Source organism: Roseovarius sp. (assembly GCF_030373445.1).
Classification (GTDB): Bacteria; Pseudomonadota; Alphaproteobacteria; order Rhodobacterales; family Rhodobacteraceae; genus Roseovarius.
This window is the reverse complement of record NZ_JAUCYU010000003.1, coordinates 190375-213144: the sequence shown is the minus strand read 5'-3', so window position 1 is coordinate 213144 and position 22770 is coordinate 190375. Positions and strand designations below refer to the sequence as shown.

21 protein-coding genes are annotated in these 22770 nt (G+C 66.0%); 14 read left to right on the top strand and 7 right to left on the bottom strand.

Annotated features, from left to right (window positions below; genetic code table 11):
• Nucleotides 1-48: 48 nt before the first annotated feature.
• The 4 genes from QUV18_RS07360 to QUV18_RS07345 form a co-directional block, all read right to left on the bottom strand.
• Nucleotides 49-1029: a TRAP transporter substrate-binding protein gene (locus QUV18_RS07360; protein ID WP_300892926.1), complete on the bottom strand. Its 981-nt coding sequence runs from the start codon at nt 1027-1029 to the stop codon at nt 49-51.
• A 32-nt stretch (nt 1030-1061) separates the two neighbouring features.
• Nucleotides 1062-1625 carry a 3-hydroxyanthranilate 3,4-dioxygenase gene (locus QUV18_RS07355; RefSeq protein ID WP_300892924.1) on the bottom strand — a complete coding sequence of 188 codons (564 nt, stop codon included), beginning with the start codon at nt 1623-1625 and terminating at the stop codon, nt 1062-1064.
• 127 nt (nt 1626-1752) lie between these two features.
• Nucleotides 1753-2640 carry an EamA family transporter gene (locus QUV18_RS07350; protein ID WP_300892923.1) on the bottom strand — a complete coding sequence of 296 codons (888 nt, stop codon included), beginning with the start codon at nt 2638-2640 and terminating at the stop codon, nt 1753-1755.
• Between the two features lie 10 nt (nt 2641-2650).
• On the bottom strand, nt 2651-3604 hold the full coding sequence (locus QUV18_RS07345) for a dihydrodipicolinate synthase family protein (protein ID WP_300892920.1): 954 nt from the start codon (nt 3602-3604) through the stop codon (nt 2651-2653).
• A 180-nt stretch (nt 3605-3784) separates the two neighbouring features.
• On the opposite strand from QUV18_RS07345, the gene QUV18_RS07340 reads away from it, so the two are divergent.
• The 4 genes from QUV18_RS07340 (at nt 3785) to QUV18_RS07325 (ending at nt 8558) form a co-directional block, all read left to right on the top strand.
• Nucleotides 3785-4564, top strand: coding sequence for an aspartate dehydrogenase (locus QUV18_RS07340; protein ID WP_300892918.1), 780 nt, complete (start codon nt 3785-3787; stop codon nt 4562-4564).
• A gap of 9 nt (nt 4565-4573) precedes the next feature.
• Nucleotides 4574-5539, top strand: a complete 966-nt coding sequence (locus QUV18_RS07335; RefSeq protein WP_300892916.1) for a LysR family transcriptional regulator — start codon at nt 4574-4576, stop codon at nt 5537-5539.
• Between the two features lie 107 nt (nt 5540-5646).
• Nucleotides 5647-7083: an NAD-dependent succinate-semialdehyde dehydrogenase gene (locus QUV18_RS07330; protein ID WP_300892913.1), complete on the top strand. Its 1437-nt coding sequence runs from the start codon at nt 5647-5649 to the stop codon at nt 7081-7083.
• 269 nt (nt 7084-7352) lie between these two features.
• Entirely contained in the window at nt 7353-8558 is a 1206-nt protein-coding gene (locus tag QUV18_RS07325; RefSeq protein ID WP_300892911.1) for an acyl-CoA dehydrogenase family protein, read from the top strand.
• Nucleotides 8559-8601: 43 nt separating this feature from the next.
• Here the strand turns inward: QUV18_RS07325 and QUV18_RS07320 are convergent, their stop codons facing one another.
• Genes QUV18_RS07320 through QUV18_RS07310 form a run of 3 tightly spaced genes read right to left on the bottom strand, consistent with a single transcriptional unit; the run spans nt 8602 to nt 10830 of the window.
• Nucleotides 8602-9426 carry a 3-keto-5-aminohexanoate cleavage protein gene (locus QUV18_RS07320; protein ID WP_300892909.1) on the bottom strand — a complete coding sequence of 275 codons (825 nt, stop codon included), beginning with the start codon at nt 9424-9426 and terminating at the stop codon, nt 8602-8604.
• 48 nt (nt 9427-9474) lie between these two features.
• Nucleotides 9475-9957: an acetyl-CoA carboxylase biotin carboxyl carrier protein gene (gene accB, locus QUV18_RS07315; protein ID WP_300892907.1), complete on the bottom strand. Its 483-nt coding sequence runs from the start codon at nt 9955-9957 to the stop codon at nt 9475-9477.
• Between the two features lie 3 nt (nt 9958-9960).
• A complete protein-coding gene (locus tag QUV18_RS07310; RefSeq protein ID WP_300892904.1) occupies nt 9961-10830 on the bottom strand; it encodes an IclR family transcriptional regulator in 870 nt (289 codons plus the stop codon).
• Between the two features lie 121 nt (nt 10831-10951).
• Here QUV18_RS07310 and QUV18_RS07305 point away from each other — a divergent pair, with 121 nt between their 5' ends.
• The 10 genes from QUV18_RS07305 (at nt 10952) to QUV18_RS07260 (ending at nt 22765) form a co-directional block, all read left to right on the top strand.
• A complete protein-coding gene (locus tag QUV18_RS07305; RefSeq protein ID WP_300892902.1) occupies nt 10952-12313 on the top strand; it encodes an acetyl-CoA carboxylase biotin carboxylase subunit in 1362 nt (453 codons plus the stop codon).
• Nucleotides 12310-13779: a pyruvate carboxylase subunit B gene (locus tag QUV18_RS07300; RefSeq protein WP_300892900.1), complete on the top strand. Its 1470-nt coding sequence runs from the start codon at nt 12310-12312 to the stop codon at nt 13777-13779. The genes QUV18_RS07305 and QUV18_RS07300 overlap by 4 nt, the downstream gene beginning before the upstream one ends.
• The gene (locus tag QUV18_RS07295; protein ID WP_300892898.1) at nt 13776-15182 is read left to right on the top strand and encodes an aldehyde dehydrogenase family protein; all 1407 of its coding nucleotides are present in this window, start codon (nt 13776-13778) and stop codon (nt 15180-15182) included. Before QUV18_RS07300 ends, QUV18_RS07295 begins: the two co-directional genes overlap by 4 nt.
• Nucleotides 15183-15332: 150 nt before the next feature.
• On the top strand, nt 15333-16688 hold the full coding sequence (locus QUV18_RS07290) for a TIGR00366 family protein (protein WP_300892896.1): 1356 nt from the start codon (nt 15333-15335) through the stop codon (nt 16686-16688).
• Nucleotides 16689-17061: 373 nt separating this feature from the next.
• A complete protein-coding gene (locus QUV18_RS07285) occupies nt 17062-17553 on the top strand; it encodes a TRAP transporter small permease subunit (RefSeq protein WP_300892894.1) in 492 nt (163 codons plus the stop codon).
• Nucleotides 17553-18878: a TRAP transporter large permease subunit gene (locus QUV18_RS07280; protein ID WP_300892892.1), complete on the top strand. Its 1326-nt coding sequence runs from the start codon at nt 17553-17555 to the stop codon at nt 18876-18878. The genes QUV18_RS07285 and QUV18_RS07280 overlap by 1 nt, the downstream gene beginning before the upstream one ends.
• 25 nt (nt 18879-18903) lie before the next feature.
• Complete coding sequence (gene dctP, locus QUV18_RS07275) at nt 18904-19989, top strand: TRAP transporter substrate-binding protein DctP (protein ID WP_300892890.1); 1086 nt, start codon at nt 18904-18906, stop codon at nt 19987-19989.
• A 271-nt stretch (nt 19990-20260) separates the two neighbouring features.
• Entirely contained in the window at nt 20261-21031 is a 771-nt protein-coding gene (gene cobF, locus QUV18_RS07270; RefSeq protein WP_300892888.1) for a precorrin-6A synthase (deacetylating), read from the top strand.
• Between the two features lie 242 nt (nt 21032-21273).
• A complete protein-coding gene (dctP, locus tag QUV18_RS07265; protein ID WP_300892886.1) occupies nt 21274-22269 on the top strand; it encodes a TRAP transporter substrate-binding protein DctP in 996 nt (331 codons plus the stop codon).
• Nucleotides 22253-22765 (top strand): TRAP transporter small permease, encoded by a 513-nt coding sequence (locus QUV18_RS07260; RefSeq protein WP_300892884.1) that lies wholly within the window; start codon nt 22253-22255, stop codon nt 22763-22765. Before dctP (QUV18_RS07265) ends, QUV18_RS07260 begins: the two co-directional genes overlap by 17 nt.
• Nucleotides 22766-22770 lie beyond the last annotated feature (5 nt).

The window sequence follows — 22770 nt, the reverse complement described above, 5'->3', positions numbered from 1 at the left end:
GTAGGATGCCGGGGGCGTCTTGGCCGCGCCCCCGGTCAGTTGGTTAGGTTAGTCTTCCGCGGTCTCGGCGGATACGTCGCGAAGCTCGCCCAGGACCGAGGATTTCTCGGACCAGATCGCGTTCCACTCCTCGACCGCGGCGCCGAAGAAATCCTCGTCGACCTCCACATAGGTCTTGCCGGTCTCGCGCACCTGGTCAAGCCAGCCCTGCTCCATTTCCACGTAGGAATCGATGGTGCTGTCCACGTGCTTGGCCATCAGCTCGCTGATCGTCGCGCGGTCTTCTTCCGACAGGCCCGACCAGACCTTGGCCGAGACCAGGCCCACCATCGGGAACATCATGTGGTCGGACTGCACGATCGTGTCGGCGTGTTCATAGTATTTCAGCTTCCAGATCAGCTCGACATCCATGTCGATCGCGTCGACCTGGCCGTTGGCCAGTGCGTCGTAGACGTCGGGCAGGGGCATCGGTGTGGGCGCCGCGCCAAGCGCGTTGTAGAAGTCGAGGATCGGGTCGAACGGCGTGATCCGCAGCTTCTTGCCCGACAGGTCCTCGGCCGATTCCACCGCGCCCCGGCTGACGATCTGCCGCAGCCCCGCCATGCCGTAGCCGGTGCCGACAACGCCGGTCTTCGCCGGCAGTTGCTCCAGCATGCCCTTGGCGGTGTCGCTGCGCAGGATCCGCCCTGCATGGGCCACGTCATCGGCCAGGAAGGGCGCGTAGAGCGCGCCGAAATCCGGCGCCCGGTTCGACACCTCGGCGACCGTCATGAACGCCATGTCCAGCGCGCCGGTCTGAAGCTGCTGCAGCATCTCGGCCTCGTTGCCAAGCTGGCGCGCAGGGAAGACGGTGACGCTGTGTTCGCCATCGCTGGCCTCGGCCAGTTCGGCGCCGAACGCCTCGGCGGCCTTCGTCCAGACATGCGGCGGCGGCGTGATCAGGCCGAGGCGGAATTCCTCGGCAAAGCCCGGTGCGGAACTTGCCAGCGCGATTGCGGCGCCGGCGAATGCGTTGATCATGATTTTCATTGGTCAGCTCCCTGTAACGTTTCTGATGTATTTCAAAGATTTACCCAGCCCTCGGGCGGCTTGCCCTTGCCGGGGTGAAGTTCACCGCATTGCGGGCAGGTGCGGGCCTCGGTGCTGTTGTGGAACTTCTCGTAGATCTTGGGCAGGGCGGAAACGATGCCCTCGGCCCCGTCCAGCGAAACCTCCTCGCGATGCACCAGCGCCTCGCAGTTGAAGCAGAACCACTCGAAGCCCTCCTTCATGCCCGGCTGCCGCGGCGCCTCGACCACGATCCCGATGGACCCTTCCTGCGGTCGCTGCGGCGCGTGCCGCACATGCGGCGGTAGCAGGAACACCTCGCCTTCGCGCACCGGCACGTCATAGATCTTCCCGCCATCGGCGATCTTCAGCATCATGTCGCCCTTCTGCTGGAAGAACCATTCCTCGACCGGGTCGTCATGGAAATCGACGCGGGTGTTGGGCCCGCCGACGACCATCACGATCATGTCGCCTTCCTTGTGCAGTAGCTGGTTGCCCACGGGCGGGCGCAGCTTGTCGGCGTTTTCCTCCGTCCATTTCCTGAAGTTGAACGGCTTCAATGTCGGATGTTGGCTCATCGGTATCTCCCGCAGAATCCGCAGTTCGTCGCTGCACGGTAAGTCTCGAAAAAGCGTAGGAGAAAACGATCCAAACAAATATTTATTTCTGGGAAAGTGGGTATCCGTATTCTTGATATCCAAACCCTTACAGCACCACCAGCGCCGTGCCCGCCATCGCCATGGCCGAGGCGACGATTAATCGAGTGATTGCAACGGGTTCGCTCCGGATAATCAGCCAGGCGAACAGCGCCGAGAACAGCACTTCCAGCGTGCCCAGTACCGCCACCGACAGGACCGTCGTGTATCGCAGTGCATAGAACTGCAGCACTTGCCCCGCCGTCAGCGCAAGCGCCGCCTGAAGAGGCCGGCTGCCGCGGTCCGCGGTCAGGAATTGCCAGCCGCGCCGCACCCCTTTGCCCCCCATCGCCTGCACCAGTATCCACCCCGCCCCGACCAGCGCCCCGATGCATGTACCAAGCGCCGCGTCCGGGGCCGCCTCCAGCCCCACGCCGCGAAACGTGTAGGCCAGCGCATAAGCCAGCGCCGACAGGATCCCCAGCGCCATCCCAACCCGCGTCCCGGGCGCCGGGGGTGCCATCTCCGGCACCCGCATGTAGATCACCACGCCGCCCAGCACGATCGCCCCGCCGACAATCGTCCGCAGGTCGGGAACCTCTCCAAGGATGACAAAAGCGCATGGCAGCGCGAAAAGCGGCGTCAGCCGCCGCAGCAGCCCGGCCCTGACAGCTCCGATCCGGCCCGTCGCCCGGTACATGGATTGCCGCCCGAAGACGTTTGCCATCACCCCGGCCAGCGCGAAGACCGCCACCGCCCACAAGCCCCCGGGCGCCGCCATATCGGCCAGCCCCACGCTCCCCCAGCCCAGCCAGAGAAGCCCGGACACGACCGCCGTCATCACGACCGACAGGAACGCCCCGTTATCGCCCCGCGCCGTGGCCGTCCCCCGCACGATCAGCACACCGGCCAGCCCGTAGGCCAGCGCCGCGCCAAGGGCCAGCGCCTCTCCGGTCACCGCCGCCGGCTCAAAGCTGCAGGCCGCAATCCTCGAAGGCGGCGCTGGTGGCGGCCTTCTCGGCCTCCGTCAGTTCCAGCATCGGATGGCGCACCCGGCCGCCCACCTGTCCCAGAAGCTCCTGCCAGTACTTGCCATGCGCCGTCGGCTTGCCGCCCGGCTTGGTCTCGGCAATCGCCCGGCGCACCGGGTCGAGGCTGTCGCGCACCCGGCGCGCCTCGGCGAACTTTCCGGCAAAGGCAAGCTGCGTGTACTCGTGCATCCGCCGGTCGTTCTTGGTCTGCAACTGGTAGGGCGGCGATGAACACAGGTACAACTGCCAGCCCAGCTCCTCGATATTGTCGAGCCAGTCCGCCTCGGCCGAGGTCGACACGAGGATCTTGTCGCCCACCAGCTTGGTCAGCCGCGCATACATCTCGCGCGGCACCGAGTACTTGATCGCCATGATGTTGGGCAGCTCGGCAATCCGCGCACAGGTCTCGGGTTCCATCAGGTAGCCGCTGTCGGGGTGGCTCCACATCGCGATCCCGATATCCAGCTGGTCGCACAGGTATTTGTAATAATTGAACAAAACCTCGTCCCGCTCGTGGCAAAAGCTCAGCATCGGCGCGTGAACCACCACGTAGTCGGCGCCGCACTCCTGCGCGTGGCGGCCAAGCTCCAGCACCGTATCCACGTTCTGGTCCGAGATCGACATGATCGTCCCGGCCTTTCCGCCGCATTCCTCGACGGCGACGGTCATGTTCCGCTTCCGCTCCTCGATCGACATCGACCAGAACTCGCCCTGCTTGCCGGCGATGAACAGCCCCTGGATCTCCAGGTCGTCGATCCAGTGCCGGATGTTCCGGCGCAGCCCGGCCTCGTCCAGCGCGAGGCTCTCGTCGAACGGGTTGAGCGCCGCCGCCCAGATGCCGCGCATCGTCTCGCGGGCATAAGACTTCGCTTCGTTCCTGGCGTATTTCATCGACCTGCCTCCGTTGTCCGAACCGGGCACAGCCGGCGCCGTAACGGCACCGGTCCCTGGCGGCACTAAGGCCAAGCGCACCGGCAAAACCAATCACATTGACAGAAACTGGATATCCAATAATTTGATACCAAAGCCCGGATGATTTCCGATAGACGGGGGTCGCAACAGGAGTCCCTCATGAAAACCGGCATTATCGGAGAAGGCGCAATCGGGCGCTACGTCGCAGACGCGCTCGCCTCCCGCGGTCTCGGGCCGCATGTCATCCTCACCCGCTCCGGGCCCACAGGCACCGCGCCCGGCGGCGTCACCCGCGTCAGGTCGGCCGACGACCTGCCCGGTGACCTGGCCCTGATGATCGACTGCGCCGGCCACGCCGCCCTGGCCCAGCACGGCCCCGCCATCCTGTCCCGCGGCATCGACCTGGTCACCGTCTCGCTCGGCGCGCTGGCCGACCCGGCCCTCGAAACCGCCCTCACCGAAGCGGCGCGGCGGGGCAGGGCACAGCTCCACCTCGCCAGCGGCGCCATCGGCGCGCTCGACGCCCTGCGCGCGGCCAGGGTCGGCGGCCTGACCGAGGTCACCTATACCGGCCGCAAGCCACCCAAGGGCTGGAAAGGTTCCCCCGCCGAGGACCGGCTCGACCTCGACATGCTCGAGACCGCCGCCACCCATTTCGAGGGCACCGCCCGCGACGCCGCCACCACCTACCCGAAAAACGCCAATGTCGCCGCCGCCGTCGCGCTGGCCGGCGCAGGGTTCGAGGCCACGCAGGTCCGGCTGATCGCCGACCCCGCCGTCACCGCCAACATCCACGAGATCCACGCCACCGGCGCCTTCGGCCAGTTCCACTTCCGCATCGAGGGCCACGCCCTGCCGGACAACCCGCGCAGTTCCGCCCTCGCCGCCATGAGCGCCGTCGCCGCCATCGAACGCCACATCGCCCCCGTCGCCACCTGAGGCCCCGCCATGGCCACCCGCCACACCCGCATCGTCGAACGCGCGCTCACCCGGCTCAAGCTGCGGCAACTGCGCCTCCTGATCGCCGTCGGCCAGCACGGCAGCATCCAGAACGCCGCCCACGACCTCAGCATTTCCCAGCCCGCCGCCACCAAGATGATCCAGGACCTCGAATACGATTTCGAGGTCAAGCTCTTCGACCGCACCAATCGCGGCGTCGTGCCCACGGTCTTCGGCGAAACCCTCATCCGCCACGGCAAGCTCATCTTCGGCCAGGTCTCCAACGCCGCGCAGGAGCTCGACGACCTCAACGAGGGCAATAGCGGCCGCGTCGTCGTCGGCACGCTGCTGGCGGCCTCGCCCTCGCTTCTGCCGCTGGCTGTGGAACGCCTTCTCCGCGACCGCCCGAAAGTGGCCATCAAGATCGTCGAGGGCACCAACGAGGTCCTCATGCCGGCGCTTCTGTCGGGCGAGATCGACATGGTCGTCGGCCGCCTGCCCAGCCATCGCCACCGCGAGAACATCACCCAGGAGAAGTTCTTCGACGAACGCGTCCTTGCCGTGACCGGGCCCCAGCACGCGCTGGCCGGCCAGTCCAACGTCACCTTCGAACAGCTCAAACCCTACGGTTGGATCCTGCCCCCGGTCGAAACCACCCTGCGCCGCCAGACCGACCAGTTCTTCATCCGGCAGGGGCAATACGTACCCCCGACCGCCATCGAGTCCGTCTCCTACCTCGCCAACCGCTCGCTGCTGCGCACCCACGACTTCATCGGCATCATGCCCGCCCACGTGGCCGCGCTCGACATCCGCAATGGGCTCCTGGCCAAGATCGACTGGGCCGCGCCCTTCGGCGCGGGCCCGGTGGGCGTCTCCTACCGCGGCAAGCACAGCCTGTCGCCCGCCGGAAGCGCCTTTCTCGAGGCGCTCCACGACTCCGCCGTCGAAGTCGCGGCCTTCAGCCCGGCGGCCTGATATCCATCTTTCCGATACCGGTATTTGTTCAATTCGATTGTAGTGATGGCCGCCGCGCGGGAAACTTCGCCCGGACCGTTACCCAAGATCACAGCGACGAGGCCGGAATGAGCACTTATCCCGAACTGAAACTCTTCATCGGCGGCAAGTGGCGCGACACGCCGGATCACCTCCCTGTCGTGAACCCGGCCACCGAGGAAGAGATCGGCCGCCTTCCCCATGCCCGTGTCTCCGACCTCGAAGACGCGCTGGCGGCGGCACAGGAGGGCTTCGAGATCTGGCGCAAGACCCCGCCGCGCACCCGCTCCGACATCATCCTGAAGGCCGCGGCCATCATGCGCGCCCGGCAGGAGGAGATCGCCCGGTCCATCACCGCCGAACACGGCAAGCCGCTCGCCCAGGCCCGGCTCGAGGTGATCCGGGGCGCCGAGTTCTTCGAATGGGACGCGGCCGAGGCGATGCGCGTCTATGGCCGGGTAATCCCCTCGGCCCCCGGCACCAAGATCGCCGTGCACCACCACCCGATCGGCGTGGTCGCCGCCTTCTCGCCCTGGAACTTCCCCATGAGCCAGCCCGCCCGCAAGATCGCCGGCGCGCTGGCCTCGGGCTGCGCCATCATCCTCAAGGCAGCCGAGGAAACCCCCGCTGGCGCCATCCACATCGTCCGCGCCTTCGAGGAGGCGGGCCTTCCGCCCGGCGTGCTCAACCTCGTCTTCGGCACCCCCTCCGAGATCTCCGGATACCTCATCCCCCAGCCCTCGGTGCGGCTCGTCGCCCTGACCGGCTCCACCGTGGTGGGCCGTCAACTGACGGCGCTCGCCGCGCAATCCGACACGCCCGTGCTGATGGAACTGGGCGGCCATGCCCCCGTCATCGTCTGCGAAGACACCGACGTGAGGAAGGCCGCCCTCAGCGGCGCGGTCCGCAAGATGCGCAATGCCGGGCAGGTTTGCACCTCGCCCACCCGCTTCTTCGTGCATGAAAGCATCTACGCCGATTTCGCCGAAACCTTCACCGAACGCGCCGCCGCGACCGTGGTCGGCAACGGTATCGAGGACGGTGTCGAGATGGGCCCCACCGCCAATGACCGCCGCGTGCCGGTACTCACCGACCTCGTTGAGGATGCCGTGGCCAAGGGGGCAGACCTGCGCACCGGCGGCGCCCGGCGGGGAAACAAGGGCTACTTCTTCGAACCCACCGTTCTGGCCAACGTACCCGACAGCGCGAAGATCATGCAGACGGAACCCTTCGGCCCGATCGCCGTGCTCAACCCCGTGGCCGATCTCGACGAGGCCATCGCCCGGGCCAACTCGGTGCCTTACGGGCTGGCGGGTTACGCCTTCACCAACCGCGCCGACTATATCGACCGGATGATCGACGGGGTCGAGGTGGGCAATTTCTCGGTCAACACCCTCGAGGCATCACTGCCCGAAACCCCCTTCGGCGGTGTGAAATCCAGCGGCTACGGTCGCGAGGGTGGCACGGAAGGGCTGGAAAGCTACCTGACCACCCGCAACGTCTGGTACTCGACCGAGATCGCCTGACTCGCGCCAGTGCCCCCCGACAGTCAGACTCTGCCTGTCGCGAAGCGCGGCTGCCCGAACCACGCCGGCGCCGGGGTCATCTCACGCCCGGGTCACGACCCGGCCCGCGAACGCGTCCGGTACGAGCTGCACGTCCCGGGGGGATCACGGTGGAAAGGGTCATGCGCTGCGCTGTTGCTTGTCTCCGGCGCCGGGGGTTACAAGACCGGGGCCGGTATCGCCCCCCGCGGCGAACGCCCCGCTTGCAGCCTTTGAAGGATAGACAGTTCATGGATTTCAGCATCACCCCCGAGCTCGAAGAGACCCGCCGCCGCATCGCGGCCTTCGTCGAGGAACGGCTCCTCCCGCTCGAGGCCGACAGCGCCAGTTACGACGCACACGAGAACATTTCGCTCGAGGTGCTCGACCGCGAACGCGCCGCCGCGCGCGAGGCCGGGCTCTGGTGCCTCCAGATGCCCCGAGAGCTGGGCGGCGGCGGGCTGAACAAGGCCGGCATGGCGGTCTGTTACGAGGAAATGAACCGCTCGATCTTCGGGCCCGTGGTGTTCAACTCCGCCGCCCCCGATGACGGCAATATGATGGTGCTCGGCGCGCTGGGCACCGAGGCGCAGCAGGACCGCTGGCTTCAACCCATCATGCGCGGCGAGGTGCGCTCCGCCTTCGCCATGACCGAACCCCATCCCGGCGGCGGCTCCGACCCCGGCATGATGCAGACCCGTGCCGAGAAGCGCGGCGACCGCTATGTCGTCAACGGCCACAAGTGGTTCATCACCGGCGCCGACGAGGCCGCGCATTTCATCCTTCTCGCCCGCACCTCCGACGACGACCGGCGCGGCCACACCGCCTTCCTCTTCCACCGCGACGATCCGGGCTGGCATATCGAACGCCGCATCCCGATCATGGGCCCGGAAGAACATGGCGGCCATTGCGAGATCATCTTCGACGGGCTCGAAATCCCCGCCGAGAACGTCATCCTCGAAGAGGGGCGCGGCATGAAGGTCACCCAGACCCGCCTTGCGCCCGCGCGGCTCACCCACTGCATGCGCTGGCTGGGGCTCGCCAAGCGCTGCATGGAAATCGCCACCGAATACGCCGAGAAACGCGAAGGATTCGGCCAGCGCCTGATCGAGCGCGAAAGCGTCGCCCAGATGCTGGGCGACGTCGCCATGCGGATCGAGGTCGGCCGCCTGCTGGTCATGAAGGCCGCGCGGGAGCTCGACCGCGGCGGCTTTGCCCGCAAGGAAATCTCCATGGCCAAGGTCCAGGTCGCCAACGTGCTGCACGACGCCGCCGACGTGGCGATCCAGATCAACGGCGCGCGGGGCTATTCCAAGGACACCGTCGTCGAATGGATCTACCGCTACGCCCGCCAGGCCCGTCTCGTCGACGGCGCCGACGAGGTGCACCGCATGATCCTCAGCCGTGAACTGCGCGACCAGGGCCGCGATTTCTGGCGCTGGGACGTGGCCGGCTGACGCGCGCACCCGGACCCGGCAACCAGACAGCGCCCGGCCCGGCTCAGGCGATCGACAAGATCTCCCGCGCCTGCGCCGGCGTCGCCACCGGGCGCCCGTATTTCTCGCAAAGCTCCGCCGTTCGCCGCACCAGTGCGGCGTTCGACGGCGCCAGCGTCTCCCTGTCCAGCCGGATGTTGTCCTCCAGCCCGGTGCGGCAATGCCCGCCCCCGGCGATGCACCACTCGTTCAGCGTGATCTGGTGCGGTCCGATCCCCGCCGCGCACCAGTCCGCGTCCGGCGCCAGCCGCTCGACCGTCTTCACGTAGAAATCGAACACCTCCCGGTCGACCGGCATGGCGTTCTTCACCCCCATCACGAACTGGATATAGAGCCGCCCCGGGATCCGCCCGTCCCGGTTCATCGCGGCGGCGTGGAAGATATGGCCGAGGTCGAACGCCTCGACCTCCGGCTTGATGCCATGGGTCCGCATCTCCCCGGCCAGCCAGTCGATCAGCTCGGGCGGGTTCTCGTAGACCCGGCCGGGAAAGTTGTTCGACCCGGTCGTCAACGACGCCATGTGCGGCCGCAGCGACAGCATCTCGCCCCTGGCCTGGCCCGCGCCGGTCCGGCCACCGGTCGAGAACTGGATGATCATCTCCGGGCAATGCGTCTCCAGCCCCTCCTTCAGCCGAGCGAACTTCTCGGGGTCCGAGGTCGGCGTCTCGTCGGCATTGCGCACGTGGCAATGGGCGATGGTCGCCCCCGCCTCGAACGCCTCCTGCGCCGATTCCACCTCCTCCTCGATGCTGATCGGCACCGCCGGGTTGTCCGACTTGCGCGCGACCGAGCCGTTCAGGGCCACGCAGATGATACAGGGCTTCGACATGATCCGTCCTTCCTGGGGAAAATTGCACTCGGGCGGGCGCGCCCGGCCTCAGCCGGGTTCGACCACGAAGATCATCTGCCCGTACTCGACAAGCTGGCCGTCATTCGCGCCGATCTGGGTGATCGTGCCGGCCACCTCGGCATAGACGGTGGTGAACAGCTTCATCACCTCGATCACGCAGATCGGGTCGCCGACCTTCACCTTTGCGCCCACCTCGACAAAGGGCGGGTCCTCGGGCGAGGGGGCGCGATAGAACGTCCCCACCATCGGCGCGCTGACGATCTCCTCGCCCTCTCCGCCGCCCGACGGGGCAGGCGTTTCCGGCGCCGCTTGAGGCTTGGCCGCCGACGGGGTCGGGGCCGCCGCCGCCTCTGCCGGGCGGGCAGGGGCGGGCGCCTGTTCGACAGCCGCGCCACCCGCGCCCTTCCGGCGCACCACCAGCTTCACCCCCTCGGTTTCGAGAACCACCTCCTCGCAGGAGGAAGAGTCGATCAGGCTCAGGATTTCGCCGACTTCGCTATAGGTCAACATGGGTCAATCGTCCTTGTCTGCAGGGGGTGGGGCGTCTTCTTCGGAATTGTCCAGCGACCACGAGGCGGATATCTCCGCCGCGGCCCGGGTCAGCAATTCGACATGGCCGACGGCCTTCTCGATCGGCATCCGCGCCAGCGGGGCCGAGGCGGCGATGGCCGAACAGACCTGCCCGCGCGCGTCATGCACCGGTACGGCCACGCAGACAACGCCGGCCAGGAATTCCTGGTCGTCCAGCGAATAGCCCTGCGACCGGATTTCCGCGAACTGCTCTTCCAGCGCGGCCGGGTCGGTCATGGTGTGCGGCGTATAGGGGTGCAGGTGCGTCACGCTGAGGAAATGATCGCGCCGCCGCTTGGGCATATGCGCCAGCAGCAGCTTGCCCATCGACGTGCAATAGGCCGGCACGCGCGAGCCGATCTCGTAGCGCAGGCCGAAGGGCCACGCCGCCTCGACCCGGTCGACATAAACCAGCGAACCGCCGGAAATCAGGCCGAAATTGACCGTCTCCCCGGTCTCGGCCGACACCCTCTGCAACACCGCGTGGCGCGGCGCATTGCGCATCCCCGCATTGACCACGTGCAGCCCGAAATTCAAAAGCCGCGGTCCCGGAACATAGCCCCGGCAGCCCGGCTCGGGCATCAGCAGCCCGTCGCCGTCGAGCTGGTGAACGATCCGGTGCATCGACGCCTTCGGCACGTCCAGCAGCACCGCCAGGTCCGACACGGTCAGCGGCCGTTCCGACGTGGCGACGCATTCCATCACGGCGAAAACCTTCTGCGTGGCGGACATGCGTTCGCCCGACACCGGCGACACGGTGGGCGGCTTTGATGTCACGAAGACCTCCGTCATCCCATCTTCATCAATCGTCATATTACTAAATAATGGAACAAAAAGTTTTGCAAGGTAAGAAAATGCTTAACAACTGAGAAAAACTCTGCAACCTTTCCGGCGATAACTGCCGTTGCGGCAGAATCGGCCGGAGGAGAAAATCGTGAAGAAGGTGCTGATAGCCAACCGGGGCGAAATCGCCCTGCGCGCGGTCCATGCCTGCCACTCGCTCGGGCTCTCCTCCGTCGCGGTCTATTCCAGCGCCGATGCCGCCTCTCCCCATGTCTGGGCCGCGACCGAGGCGGTCTGCGTCGGCCCGGCGCCCAGCTCGAAAAGCTATCTCCAGCGCGAGGCGCTGCTGCACGTGGCCAAGGCCACCGGCTGCGACGCGGTCTATCCCGGCTACGGCTTCCTGGCTGAGAGCGCCGAGTTCGCCGAGCGCTGCACCGAGGAGGGGCTGATCTTCGTCGGCCCCGACGCCGACACCATCCGCACCATGGGCGACAAGGCGGCAGCGCGCCGGACGGCCATATCCCTCGACGTGCCGGTCGTGCCCGGCTCCAGGGACGCCTTCAGCGACGTGGCCGATGCCATGAAGGCCACCGCCGATATCGGTTTCCCGATCCTGATCAAGGCCAGCGCCGGCGGCGGCGGGCGCGGCATGCGCATCGCCGAGGACGAGGCCGCTTTCAAGGCCCTCTTCGTTCAGGCCAGCCGCGAGGCCGAACAGGCCTTCGGCGACGCCGCGGTCTATCTCGAACGGCTCGTCGCCAATGTCCGCCATATCGAGGTGCAGGTCTTCGGCGACGGCACCGGCCACGCGGTCCACCTGGGCGAACGCGACTGCACCATGCAGCGCCGCCACCAGAAACTGATCGAGGAGGCGCCCTCGCCGGTGCTCACCGATGACGAGCGCGCGGCGCTCCATGCCAGCGCCGTCCGGCTCGCCGAAGGGGTGAAGTACCGCGGGGCAGGGACGGTCGAATACATCTTCGACCCCGCCACGCGCGAGTTCTTCTTCATCGAGATGAACACCCGCATCCAGGTCGAGCACCCGGTCACCGAAATGCTCGTCGGCGCCGACCTGGTCGCCGAACAGTTTCGCATCGCCCGGGGCGACGGCATCTCCGTCTCGCTGCCCGAGGGTGGCACCGGCCACGCCATCGAGTTCCGCATCAACGCCGAGGACACCGCCAACGGCTTCCGCCCCTCGCCTGGGCAGATCACCGGCTGGACGGCGCCGCGCGGCCCGGGCATCCGGATCGACAGTTTCGTGACGGCCGGCAGCACCATCGTGCCGTTCTACGACTCGATGGTCGCCAAGCTGATCGTCCACGGCGCCGACCGGTCCCAGGCCCTCGACCGCGCCCGCGCCGCCTTCCGCGGCTTCCGCATCGAGGGCATCAGGACGACGCTGCCGCTCCACCGGCAGCTCATCGAGCATCCCGATGTCATCTCCAGCAACATCCACACCAAGTGGGTCGAGGAAAGCTTCCTCCCCGACCCCGAAAGGAGCGTCGCATGACACGAGACATCAGGCTGGTCGACGTCACCCTGCGCGACGCGCACCAGTGCCTCTGGGCCACGCGCATGACCACTGCCATGATGCAGGACATCGCGCCCCGGCTCGACAGGGCCGGCTTCGAGGCGATCGACCTCGTCGGCGGCGCGGTCTTCGACGTGATGGTCCGCTACCTCAAGGAAGACCCGTGGGAGCGGATGCGCATCCTCAACCGCTGGGTCACCGAAACCCCGCTGATCATCCACACCCGGGGCCAAAGCCTCTTCACCTTCGAATTCTTCCCCGACGACATCGTCGAACTGGCCGCCGAACGCTTCGCCGCCAACGGCATGCGCTACCACACACCCTACGACCCGCTCAACGACATGCGCAACCTCGAGATCCCGGTGAAAGCGGCCAAGCGCCACGGGCTCCACGTCGTCGGCGGGCTGGTCTACACCTACAGCCCCGTCCACACCGACGAATATTTCGCCCGCAAGGCGAAGGACCTCCTCGCGCTGGGCGTCGACGGCATCTTCCTCAAGGACGCCAGCGGCCTCCTGCGCCCCGAGCGCGTCGCCACCCTGGTCCCCGCCCTCAAGGCGGTCATGGGCGATACCCCCCTCCAGATCCACACCCACTGCAACTCCGGCCTCGCCCCCTACGTGGTGCTGCAGGCGGTCGAGCACGGCGTCGACGTCGTCCACACCGCCACCTCCACCCTCGCCAACGGCGTCAGCCACAGCCCCACCGAACTGGTGACGCAAAACCTCCGCCGCCGCGGCCACACCGTCGACATCGACCTCGAACCGGTCTCCGAAGTCGCCGAACGCCTCGCCTTCATCGCCAGGAAGGAAGGCAAGCAGACCGGCGTCCCCCAGGAATACGACGAGTTCCACTACCACCACCAATGCGCCGGCGGCATGGTCTCGAACCTCGCCTACCAGCTCGAGACCATGGGCCTCGAAGGCCGCCTCAACGAGATCCTCGAAGAGGCCGGCCACGTCCGCCAGGAGCTCGGCTACCCCATCGTCGTCAGCCCCTTCGCCCAGTACATCGTCACCCAGTCCATCCTCAACGTGATGGCCCGCGACCAGGGCAAACCGCGCTACGAAACCGTCCCCAACGAGGTGCGCCTCTACGTCAAGGGCGGCTATGGCGAGATCGCCGGCACGGTCGACCCCAACCTCTACGACAAGATCGCCCGCGGCGCCGAGCCCATCACCGAGCGCCCCGGCGCGCTGGTCGACCCCGCCATCAAGCGCCTGCGCGACACCCGCGGCCCCTTCGACAGCGATGACGACCTCCTGCTCGCCGCCTTCTACGACGACAAGACCTACCGCGACCTCAAGGCGGCCGGCCCCATCGTCACCGACTACACGCTCGGCCGCACCCCGCTGGTGACCCTGATCAAGGGCATCGCCGAACGCGACGACATCCAAAGCTTCCACTTCATCCAGAAAAACCTCCCCGCAAAGGAAACGGCATGACGGCAGATCCGTCCCCCCGCCAGACCGTGGACGCGCTCGTAATTCGCGCCCGCGACGCGATGCAGGCCTACGACAACACCGACCAGGCCCGCGTCGACGATGCGGTCACCGCGCTCGCATGGTCGCTCTACCAGCCGGGCAACGCCCGCGAACTGGCCGAGCTGGCGGTTGCGGACACCGGCCTCGGCAATGTGGAATCGAAAGTCACCAAGAACACCCGCAAGACCTTCGGAACCCTCCGCGACCTGCTCCGCGTCCGCTCCGTCGGCGTGATCGAGGAGGACACCGGGAACGGCATGGTCAAGTACGGCAAGCCGGTCGGCGTCGTCGCCGCTGTGTGCCCCTCCACCAACCCCTCCGCCACCGCCGTCAACAAGGCGATGATGGCGCTGAAGGGCGGCAACGCGGTAATCGTCGCGCCCTCGCCGACAGGGGCCAAGACCACCCAGCGCACCGTCGACCTGATGCGCGCCGAGCTTGCCCGCGCGGGCCACCCCGAGGATCTCGTCCAGATCCTGCCCCGGCCCGTCTCCAAGGAACTGACGACCGAGCTCATCGCCCGGGCCGACCTCGCCGTCGTCACCGGCAGCCAGAACAACGTCAAGCGGGCCATGCAGTCCGGCACCGTCTCCATCGGCGTCGGTGCCGGCAACGTCCCCGTGATCATCGACGACACCGCCGATCTCGATGCGGCGGCCCGGATGATCCGCATGTCGAAATGCTTCGACAACGCCACCTCCTGCTCCTCGGAAAACTCCGTCATCATCCTCGACGCCGTCTACGACAAGGCCATCGCCGCGCTCGAGCAGGCAGGCGCATGGCGCTGCTCGCCCGACGAACGCGAGAAGGTGCGCGACACCCTCTGGCAGAACGGCGCCCTCAACCGCGCGGTCATCGCCAAGGATGCCGAGGTGCTGGCCGATGTCTTCGACCTGCCCGAACAGGCCCGCAAGGCGGCCTTCTTCCTCGTCGAAGAGGAAAAGATCGGCGGCAAGCACAGCTTCGCGGACGAGAAACTGTCCCTCGTCCTCACCGTCTACCGCGCCCGCGACTGGGCCGATGCCAAGCGCATCGCGCATGACGTGCTCGGCGTGTGCGGGCGCGGCCACTCCGTCGGGCTGCACTCCACAGACCGGGACCGCGCAGCCGACCTCGCCCAGTCGGCCGAGGTCGTCCGCGTCCTGGTCAACCAGCCGCACACTTTCGGCAATGGCGGCAGTTTCGAGAACGCCCTGCCGTTCACCCTGTCCATGGGCTGCGGCACATGGGCGGGCAACACGATCGACGAGAACCTGAACTGGCGGCACTTCATCAACGTCACGCATCTCGTGACCACCGTCGCCGAGGACAAGCCGAGCGAGGCCGACCTCTTCGGCCCCTACTGGGAACGACACGGCAAGTAACCCATCGCCACCGCGCGGGGAGAGGCGCGCGGCAGCCACTCGAAGAAAAGGCAAAGGGAACCCCGCGGCCCGGATCGCGGGGCAAGAAACGGCACGGGCCAAACCCGTGAAAAAATACCGAAAAACAATCATGATAAGGGAGGAACAATCATGAGGGTGCTATCGGAATTCTTTACCAGGGTCGCCGAACGATATCTGCCGGATGCGTTCGTCTTCGTCTTCCTGCTCAGCGCGCTGACCTTCATCCTTGGGATGACGCAGGGCTACGGGCCGGCGGCGGTCGCCGGTTTCTGGGGGGACGGCTTTTTCAACATCCTGACCTTCACGGCGCAATCCACGCTGGTCCTCGCGACCGGCTTCGCGCTCGCCCATACGCCATGGGTCCACGGCGCCCTCGTGGCCTTCGCCCGCATCCCCCGGAACGAGGTGCAGGTGATCGCGCTCACCACGCTGGTGATGATGGCCTGCAGCCTGTTCTCGTGGGGCTTCGGCCTTGTCGCGGGGGCCATCGTCGCCCGCCAGATGGGAATCGTCCATCGCGGCAAGATCCACTATCCGCTTGTCGTCGCGGCCTCCTACTCGGGCTTTCTCGTCTGGCATGGCGGCTATAGCGGGGCGATCCCCACGCTGATCGCCACGCCGGGCCACTTCCTCGAGGATCAGATGGGCGTCGTCCCGGTCAGCGCCACGCTGCTCTCGCCGATGAACATCACCATCGTCCTCGTGCTGGCGGTGATCATTCCCGTCGTGAACGTGATGATGCGCCCCAAGGCGGATGCCCCGCGCCAGAGCATCCCCGAGATCGACCCCGACGAGGCCGTCGACACGCCCGCCCATCCCAGCACCGAAGCCGCCGGCGGCAACCATGCCGAAGCGCAGGTGGCCATGGTGCCCGCCGAACGGATGGAAACCAGCCGCATCGTCACCCTCGTGCTGGGCGCGCTGGCGGCGCTCTATCTCATCGCCTATTTCATCGGCGGCGGGGCGGTTACGCTCAACACCGTGATCCTGAGCTTCTTCGCGCTGGGCCTGATGCTGACGCCCAACGCACGGGCCTACAGCCGCTCGTTCCAGGGCGGGGCCAAGGCGGCCTACGGCATCATCCTGCAATTCCCCTTCTACGGGGGGATCATGGGCATGATGGTGGGCACCGGGCTGGCCTCGGCCCTGGCCAGTGGCTTCGTCGCCATCTCCTCGGCCGACACGCTGCCCTTCTGGTCCTTCCTCGGCGCCGGGGTGGTCAACATCTTCGTGCCCTCGGGCGGCGGCCAGTGGGCCGTGCAGGGGCCGATCATGATCTCCGCCGCGCAGGAACTGGGCGCCGACATGCCCAACGTCGCCATGGCCGTGGCCTGGGGCGAGGCATGGACCAACATGATCCAGCCGTTCTGGACCCTGCCCATGCTGGCCATCGCCGGGCTCGGCATCCGCGACATCATGGGCTACACGGCCGCGGTTCTGATCGTCAGCGGCGTGCTGATCGGCGGCATCCTGTTCGTGATGTGAGACCATTTGCGGGGGGGCGCCGGTCCGCCCGGCGCTCCCCGCGCCCCGTTGCGGCCCCGCCGGCCACCGCGCGCCCGGTTAACCGGCCCGCCGCGTCGGAAAGGGGCACCGACGTAATACCGACGTTATACCGACGTGATACCGACAGGGCGATTCCGGGGATTTTGCCTTGTTAACCAATCCGTTGCGCGCCGATTCGTCCAAATCCCGCTCCCCCTTCCGCCCGCCCCGCGCCGGGCGTCGTATACATCTGCACACATACCGGCTTGCACTCGATATCAATTGCATCCAGACTCCTTGTGCCGACTCTCGGCCATCGCTCCCGAAACCCTCGGGCGCACCGGTCCGGAGGAAGAATTCGGGAGGAGTTCGCATGGTCATCCGGGCAATCGACGGGCTCAATGAAGTCGTTGGTCGCATAGTAGCCGTCGTGGCGATCATCTTCGCCGCGATCATCATTTTCGACGTGGTCATGCGCTACGCCTTCAGCGAACCGACCCGCTGGGCCTTCGACGTGTCGAAGCAGCTCTTCGGCTTTTATTTCGTCCTTCTGGGGGGATACGCCCTCCGCCACGGTGCCCATGTCAAGGTCGACATCCTGACCGAGAAGTTCGGCCCCGGCACCCGCCGCGTCGTCGACCTGCTGGGCTACGTGATCTTCTTCTTCCCCTTCGCCTGGGTGTTTCTCACCAGGTCGTGGGAATTCGCCGCGCGCTCCTGGGCCCAGGGCGAGGTGACCTACGGCGCCATCCAGATGCCCGTCTACCCGCTCAAGATGGCCATGTGCGTCGCCGCCGGCCTGCTCCTGCTCCAGGGGATCGCGGAAGTTCTGAAAATCCTGCTTGATCGTCAGGAGAGCCATTGATGACCCCCGAGCTTATTGCCGTCCTGATGTTCGGGCTGCTGGTCTGCGGCCTGTTCATGGGCCATCCCCTGGCCTTCGTCCTCGGCGGCACCGCCGTCCTCACCGCCATCATCGCCGGCAAGCCCATGGTCCTCGGCATCGTCATCAACCGGATTTATGGTGACGTTCTCGACAATTACACCCTGATCGCGATCCCGCTCTTCGTGCTGATGGCGCGCTTTCTATCGGATTCGGGGGTGACCGACCGAATGTTCGAAACGCTGCGCCTCCTGCTCAGCCGCGTGCGCGGCGGGCTGGCGCTGGCGGTGGTGTTCATCTCGATCCTGCTGGCCGCCACCACCGGCATCATCGGCGCCTCGATCACCGTGATGGGCGTCATGGCACTGCGCCCGATGCTGCAATACGGCTATTCCCAGTCGCTCACCACCGGGGTGATCGCCGCCTCCGGCTGCCTCGGCATCCTGATCCCGCCCTCGATCATGCTGATCCTGATGGCCAGCTATTCGCCACTTTCTGTGGGTGAGCTGTTCGCAGGCTCGATGATCCCCGGCGTCCTGCTGGGCCTCAGCTACGCGCTCTATGTCTACGTGATATCCGTCCTCCGCCCCGACCTCGCCCCGGCCGTCGAACCCGACGAGAAGACCAGCCGCGGCGAGCTGATGCGCATGCTGGTGATCGAGGCGCTGCCGCCGCTGCTGCTGATCTTTGGCATCCTCGGCTCCCTCCTGGCCGGCATCGCGACGGCCACCGAAGCCTCGGCCATCGGCGCGGCGCTGGCCCTGCTGATCGTGATCCTGCGCCGGAAATTCAGGCTCGGCACCTTCTACGGCGCGATGCTGGAAACCGCCCGCACCTCGGCCATGATCCTCTTCATCGTGGTCGGCGCCACGGCCTTCACCGGCGTCTTCAACATCACCGGCGGCCTGCGCGCCACGCAGGAACTGATCCGCGCGCTCGACATGCAGCCCTGGATGCTCGTCGCCGTCATGCTGGCCATCATCTTCGTCCTCGGGGCCTTCCTCGACTGGACCGGCATCGTGCTGCTGTCCTTCCCGATCTTCCTGCCGATCGTGCAGGAAATGCCGGATGTCAGCCTCTTGTGGTTCGTCGTGCTGATGGCGGTCGTGCTGCAGACCTCCTTCCTCACGCCACCATTCGGATACGCCCTGTTCTACCTGAGGGCCATCGCCCCGCGCGAGGTCCGGACAGGGGCGATCATCCGGGGCGTGCTGCCGTTCATCGTCCTGATCCTGATCATGTGCGTCCTGGTCGCCCTGTTCCCGTCGCTGGTCACATGGCTGCCCGACGTCCTCTATTCGAACTGACTTCCAACCTACAAAGGAGAGTATCATGACTGCCAAGGCACTCATTTTCGCCGCCTCCGCGGCGACCGTCATCGGCTCGCAGGCCGTGGCGCAGGAAAGCTGGACCATGACGACCACGTGGCCCTCCTCGCTCGAACTGATCGAGACCGACAAGCATTTCGTCGAGCTGGCCAACAAGCTGACCCAGGGCGAGCTGACCATCGAGTTCTTCGAGGGCGGCGCGATCGTCCCGTCGGGCGAGGTCTTCGGCGCGGTCGAATCCGGCACGATCCAGGCCGGCGCCGACTGGCCCGGCTACTGGGCCGGCCGCGACGCCGCCTTCTCGCCGCTCGCCACCACGCCGAGCCTGTTCAACGCGGTCGACTACGTGAACTGGATCCAGCAATGGGGCGGTGCCGAGCTCTACAACGAGATCTACGGCAATTTCGGCATGGTCTACCTGCCCTACGGCGTGACCAACAACGAATCCGGCTTCCGCACCAACGAGCCGATCGTCACCCTCGAAGACCTGCAGGGCAAGCGCCTGCGCCTGTCCGGCCTCGAGCAGGGCAAGCTGCTTGAACGCCTCGGCGGCAACCAGGTCTCCATGGCCGGCGGCGAGATCTACCAGGCGCTCGAGCGCGGCGTGATCGACGGGGCCGAGTTCTCGACCCCGAATGTCGACTGGTCGGGCGGCTTCCAGCAGGTCACCGACTATTGGGCGACCCCGGGCTGGCACCAGTCTGCCTCGGTCTTCGGCGTCATGATCAACAAGGCCTCCTGGGACGCGCTGAGCCCCGAGACGCAGGAAAAACTGCAGATCGCGGCCGATGCAACCCTGCTGTGGTCGCTGGCCTTCACCGAGAAGCGGGCCACGGAAGCCTATGCCAAGTTCAACGAGGCGGTCGAGATCAACCGCTACGACGACGAGACGCTTGAAGAGGTTCAGAAAATGGCCAACGAGGTGATCGTCGAGACCGCCTGCGAGAACCCGAATTCCGCGAAGGTCTACCTGAGCATGGTCGAGTACCTCGAAGACTACAAGCAGTGGCGCGATGCCTCGGCCCCGTTCAACCTTGGCCGGACGCCGAACGGCCCGGATGTCGAAGCGCTGCGCGAATGCGCCGGCTGAACGGGCAGTGAACCGGCTCTCGGGAACGCCTGCCTGATCAGGGCGTTCTACATCACGATCGACAGCGAGGCGCCGTTCCAAGGAACGGCGCCTTTACTGTTTTGCGACGGCATGGCGGCAATAGGGTCTGGCCGGTGCAGGTGGGCGTGCGCTACACGGGCAATTGCAGGCACCTCGGCAGGTATGGTGTTGTCGCTCAAACTCGGTAAGGGTCGGGAAAAACGTGCTCGGCGTAACCTGCCGTTAAGCAAGGTATAGTGAAGGACAGTCCATGAAGCGCACACTTACGGTGATCGGCATTGGTGCCGGCAATCCGGAATACGTCACGGTTCAGGCGGTCAAGGCGCTGAACCGCGTCTCGGTGTTCTTCATTCCCAACAAGGGCGACGACAAGGCCGACCTGCATCACCTGCGCCGCGAGATATGCGAACGCTATATCGAGGGCGACAATTATCGTCTCGTCGATTTCGACATCCCGGAACGTTCGAAAGCCGGAAAATACACGTCGGACGTGGCGGCGTGGCGCGCCGAGGTCCGCGCCATCTACGAGCGCCTTCTGGCCCAGGAGCTCGGCGAGGACGAGGTGGGCGGCTTCCTGGTCTGGGGGGATCCGTCCCTCTATGACGGAACGATGGGTATTCTCGACGCGATCAACGCGACCGGCCGGTTCGACCTGGACTACGATGTCATCCCCGGCATCAGCAGCGTGTCGGCCCTCGCGGCCCGCCACAGGGTCGCGCTGAACCGGATCGGTCAGTCGCTCACCATCACGACCGGTCGGCTCGTGTCGCAGGGGCTGTCCGACGAGATGGGCAACGTGGTCGTCATGCTGGATTCCCGCGATGCATTTCGGAATGTCGATGATGACCTCGGGATTCACTGGGGGGCCTATATCGGTACCGAAGACGAGATTCTCGTCGCCGGGAAGCTGGGCGACGTGCGGGAAGAGATCGAGCGACTGCGGACGGAGGCGCGGAAAGAGAAGGGATGGGTCATGGATACCTACCTGCTGTCCAGGGGGGCGGACAGCGGCGGCTCTTGATGCTTTGATCGGCCATGTGCGGACACCTGGTGTCACGATTTTCCGATCATTCGGTGTCGTTTCTGCTCTGCCCGGCATTGCCGTTTTTCCGGGCTTTGAACGTCGAGGGTGCCTGGGCCAGCGCCGGCCCGGCCCCCGCGTTTCTCGATGTCGATTGACAGAACTGGACAACTGTGTCCACACTTTCGCGTCAACAACTGCTGCAACGCTCCGCAGCCCAACTTCCAACCAAAGGTATCTAGATGTTTATCAACAGAATCTTGTGCCTGAGCGCCTCGGTGATCATGCTCGCCATGTCTCCGGCTCTGGCACAAACCGAACTGAAACTGGCCACTGATTCCGGTGCCAAGGGGTCCCCCTCGGGCGATGCGCTCGACCGTTGGGCCGCCCTTGTCGAAGAAGGCACCGGCGGAGAGGTTCAGGTCGACGTGTTCTACCAGAACGAGCTTGGCAGCCAGGCCGAGGTTTTCGACCTCTTCGTCGCCGGCGACATCGACATGATGATCAACTGGCCGATCACCGCCTATGACGAGCGTCTCGGCGTTCTGTTCACGCCCTACATGGTCACGAGTTGGGAAGAGGCGTTCGAAGCCTACAAGCCCGGGGGATGGGTCAACAACATGCTGGTGGGCATCTACGACGACCTGGGCCTCAAGTTCTTCGGCCCCTGGCCGGAAGGCTTCAACGGCATCGCCTCGGCCGACAAGTACGCCATGACCGAGGAAGAGGCCGCCGATCTCAAGATCCGCGTCCCCGCGATGTTCCCGATGGCCGAGTCGGTGCAGGCGCTGGGTTACCAGACCGCCACGATCGACTGGTCCGAGGTCTTCACCGCCATCCAGACCGGCGTGGTCGATGGCGACGGCGCGAACATCATCTACTGGGATTACGAGTATTTCCGCGACGTGCTGGATTACTACAACCAGACCAAGATGCAATTCGTGACCGGCGTGATCGCGATGAACAACGACACCTTCGAAAGCCTGTCGGAAGAGCATCAGAAAGTCGTGCAGGAGTCCGCCCTGACCGTGATGGAAGAGGCCTTCGAACAGGCGCAGGAGCGCGATCAGTACTACATCGACCAGGCCAAGCAGGCCGGGATGGAGTATATCGAGCCCTCCGACGAGGAACTGGCCGAGATGGCCAAGAAGGTCCGCGAGAAGGTCTGGCCCCTGATGGAGGAACGGATCGGCAGCGAAATCATGGACACGATCCGCGAAAATGCCGGAGAACTCTAACCCGGCAACCGTCGCCGGTCGTATCGGCACGGCCATCTCGATCACGCTCAGCGTGGTCGGGGTGGCCTCCTCGGCTGCCGTGGTCGGGCTGATGTTCTTCCTCGTGGTCGCGCGCTACGTGCTCGGCCTGTCGGTGGTGGGCCTGCACGAGCTGATCATGCTGGCCGCCGTCACCCTTTACATGGTCGGCGCCATCATCGCCTCGCAACGGCACGAGCACCTGACGGTCGACTGGATCGCCGGAAACATCACCGACCCGCGCAGCAAGGCCGCGCATGACCTGCTGATCGCGTTGCTCACGGTGGTGATCACCTGCTTCTTCATGGTCTGGTCCTACTACATGTTCACTTGGGGCATGAAGCGCCCGCAGCACACGCCGGCGTACCAGATACCGCTCTGGATTCCGCAGGCCGCGATCGGGGTCGCGGCGGTGGCCTGTTTCGCCTATGCCCTGCGCGATGCAATTGATGCCATCCTGCGCCTGAAACGCCGATAACTCAC

Bases quoted from the DNA above. Each gene is read 5' to 3' on its own strand.
- QUV18_RS07360 (WP_300892926.1), bottom strand. From the start codon at position 1,029: ATGAAAATCATGATCAACGCATTCGCCGGCGCCGCAATCGCGCTGGCA.
- QUV18_RS07355 (WP_300892924.1), bottom strand. From the start codon at position 1,625: ATGAGCCAACATCCGACATTGAAGCCGTTCAACTTCAGGAAATGGACG.
- QUV18_RS07345 (WP_300892920.1), bottom strand. From the start codon at position 3,604: ATGAAATACGCCAGGAACGAAGCGAAGTCTTATGCCCGCGAGACGATG.
- QUV18_RS07340 (WP_300892918.1), top strand. From the start codon at position 3,785: ATGAAAACCGGCATTATCGGAGAAGGCGCAATCGGGCGCTACGTCGCA.
- QUV18_RS07335 (WP_300892916.1), top strand. From the start codon at position 4,574: ATGGCCACCCGCCACACCCGCATCGTCGAACGCGCGCTCACCCGGCTC.
- QUV18_RS07330 (WP_300892913.1), top strand. From the start codon at position 5,647: ATGAGCACTTATCCCGAACTGAAACTCTTCATCGGCGGCAAGTGGCGC.
- QUV18_RS07325 (WP_300892911.1), top strand. From the start codon at position 7,353: ATGGATTTCAGCATCACCCCCGAGCTCGAAGAGACCCGCCGCCGCATC.
- QUV18_RS07320 (WP_300892909.1), bottom strand. From the start codon at position 9,426: ATGTCGAAGCCCTGTATCATCTGCGTGGCCCTGAACGGCTCGGTCGCG.
- accB (WP_300892907.1), bottom strand. From the start codon at position 9,957: ATGTTGACCTATAGCGAAGTCGGCGAAATCCTGAGCCTGATCGACTCT.
- QUV18_RS07310 (WP_300892904.1), bottom strand. From the start codon at position 10,830: ATGACGATTGATGAAGATGGGATGACGGAGGTCTTCGTGACATCAAAG.
- QUV18_RS07300 (WP_300892900.1), top strand. From the start codon at position 12,310: ATGACACGAGACATCAGGCTGGTCGACGTCACCCTGCGCGACGCGCAC.
- QUV18_RS07295 (WP_300892898.1), top strand. From the start codon at position 13,776: ATGACGGCAGATCCGTCCCCCCGCCAGACCGTGGACGCGCTCGTAATT.
- QUV18_RS07290 (WP_300892896.1), top strand. From the start codon at position 15,333: ATGAGGGTGCTATCGGAATTCTTTACCAGGGTCGCCGAACGATATCTG.
- QUV18_RS07285 (WP_300892894.1), top strand. From the start codon at position 17,062: ATGGTCATCCGGGCAATCGACGGGCTCAATGAAGTCGTTGGTCGCATA.
- QUV18_RS07280 (WP_300892892.1), top strand. From the start codon at position 17,553: ATGACCCCCGAGCTTATTGCCGTCCTGATGTTCGGGCTGCTGGTCTGC.
- dctP (WP_300892890.1), top strand. From the start codon at position 18,904: ATGACTGCCAAGGCACTCATTTTCGCCGCCTCCGCGGCGACCGTCATC.
- cobF (WP_300892888.1), top strand. From the start codon at position 20,261: ATGAAGCGCACACTTACGGTGATCGGCATTGGTGCCGGCAATCCGGAA.
- dctP (WP_300892886.1), top strand. From the start codon at position 21,274: ATGTTTATCAACAGAATCTTGTGCCTGAGCGCCTCGGTGATCATGCTC.
- QUV18_RS07260 (WP_300892884.1), top strand. From the start codon at position 22,253: ATGCCGGAGAACTCTAACCCGGCAACCGTCGCCGGTCGTATCGGCACG.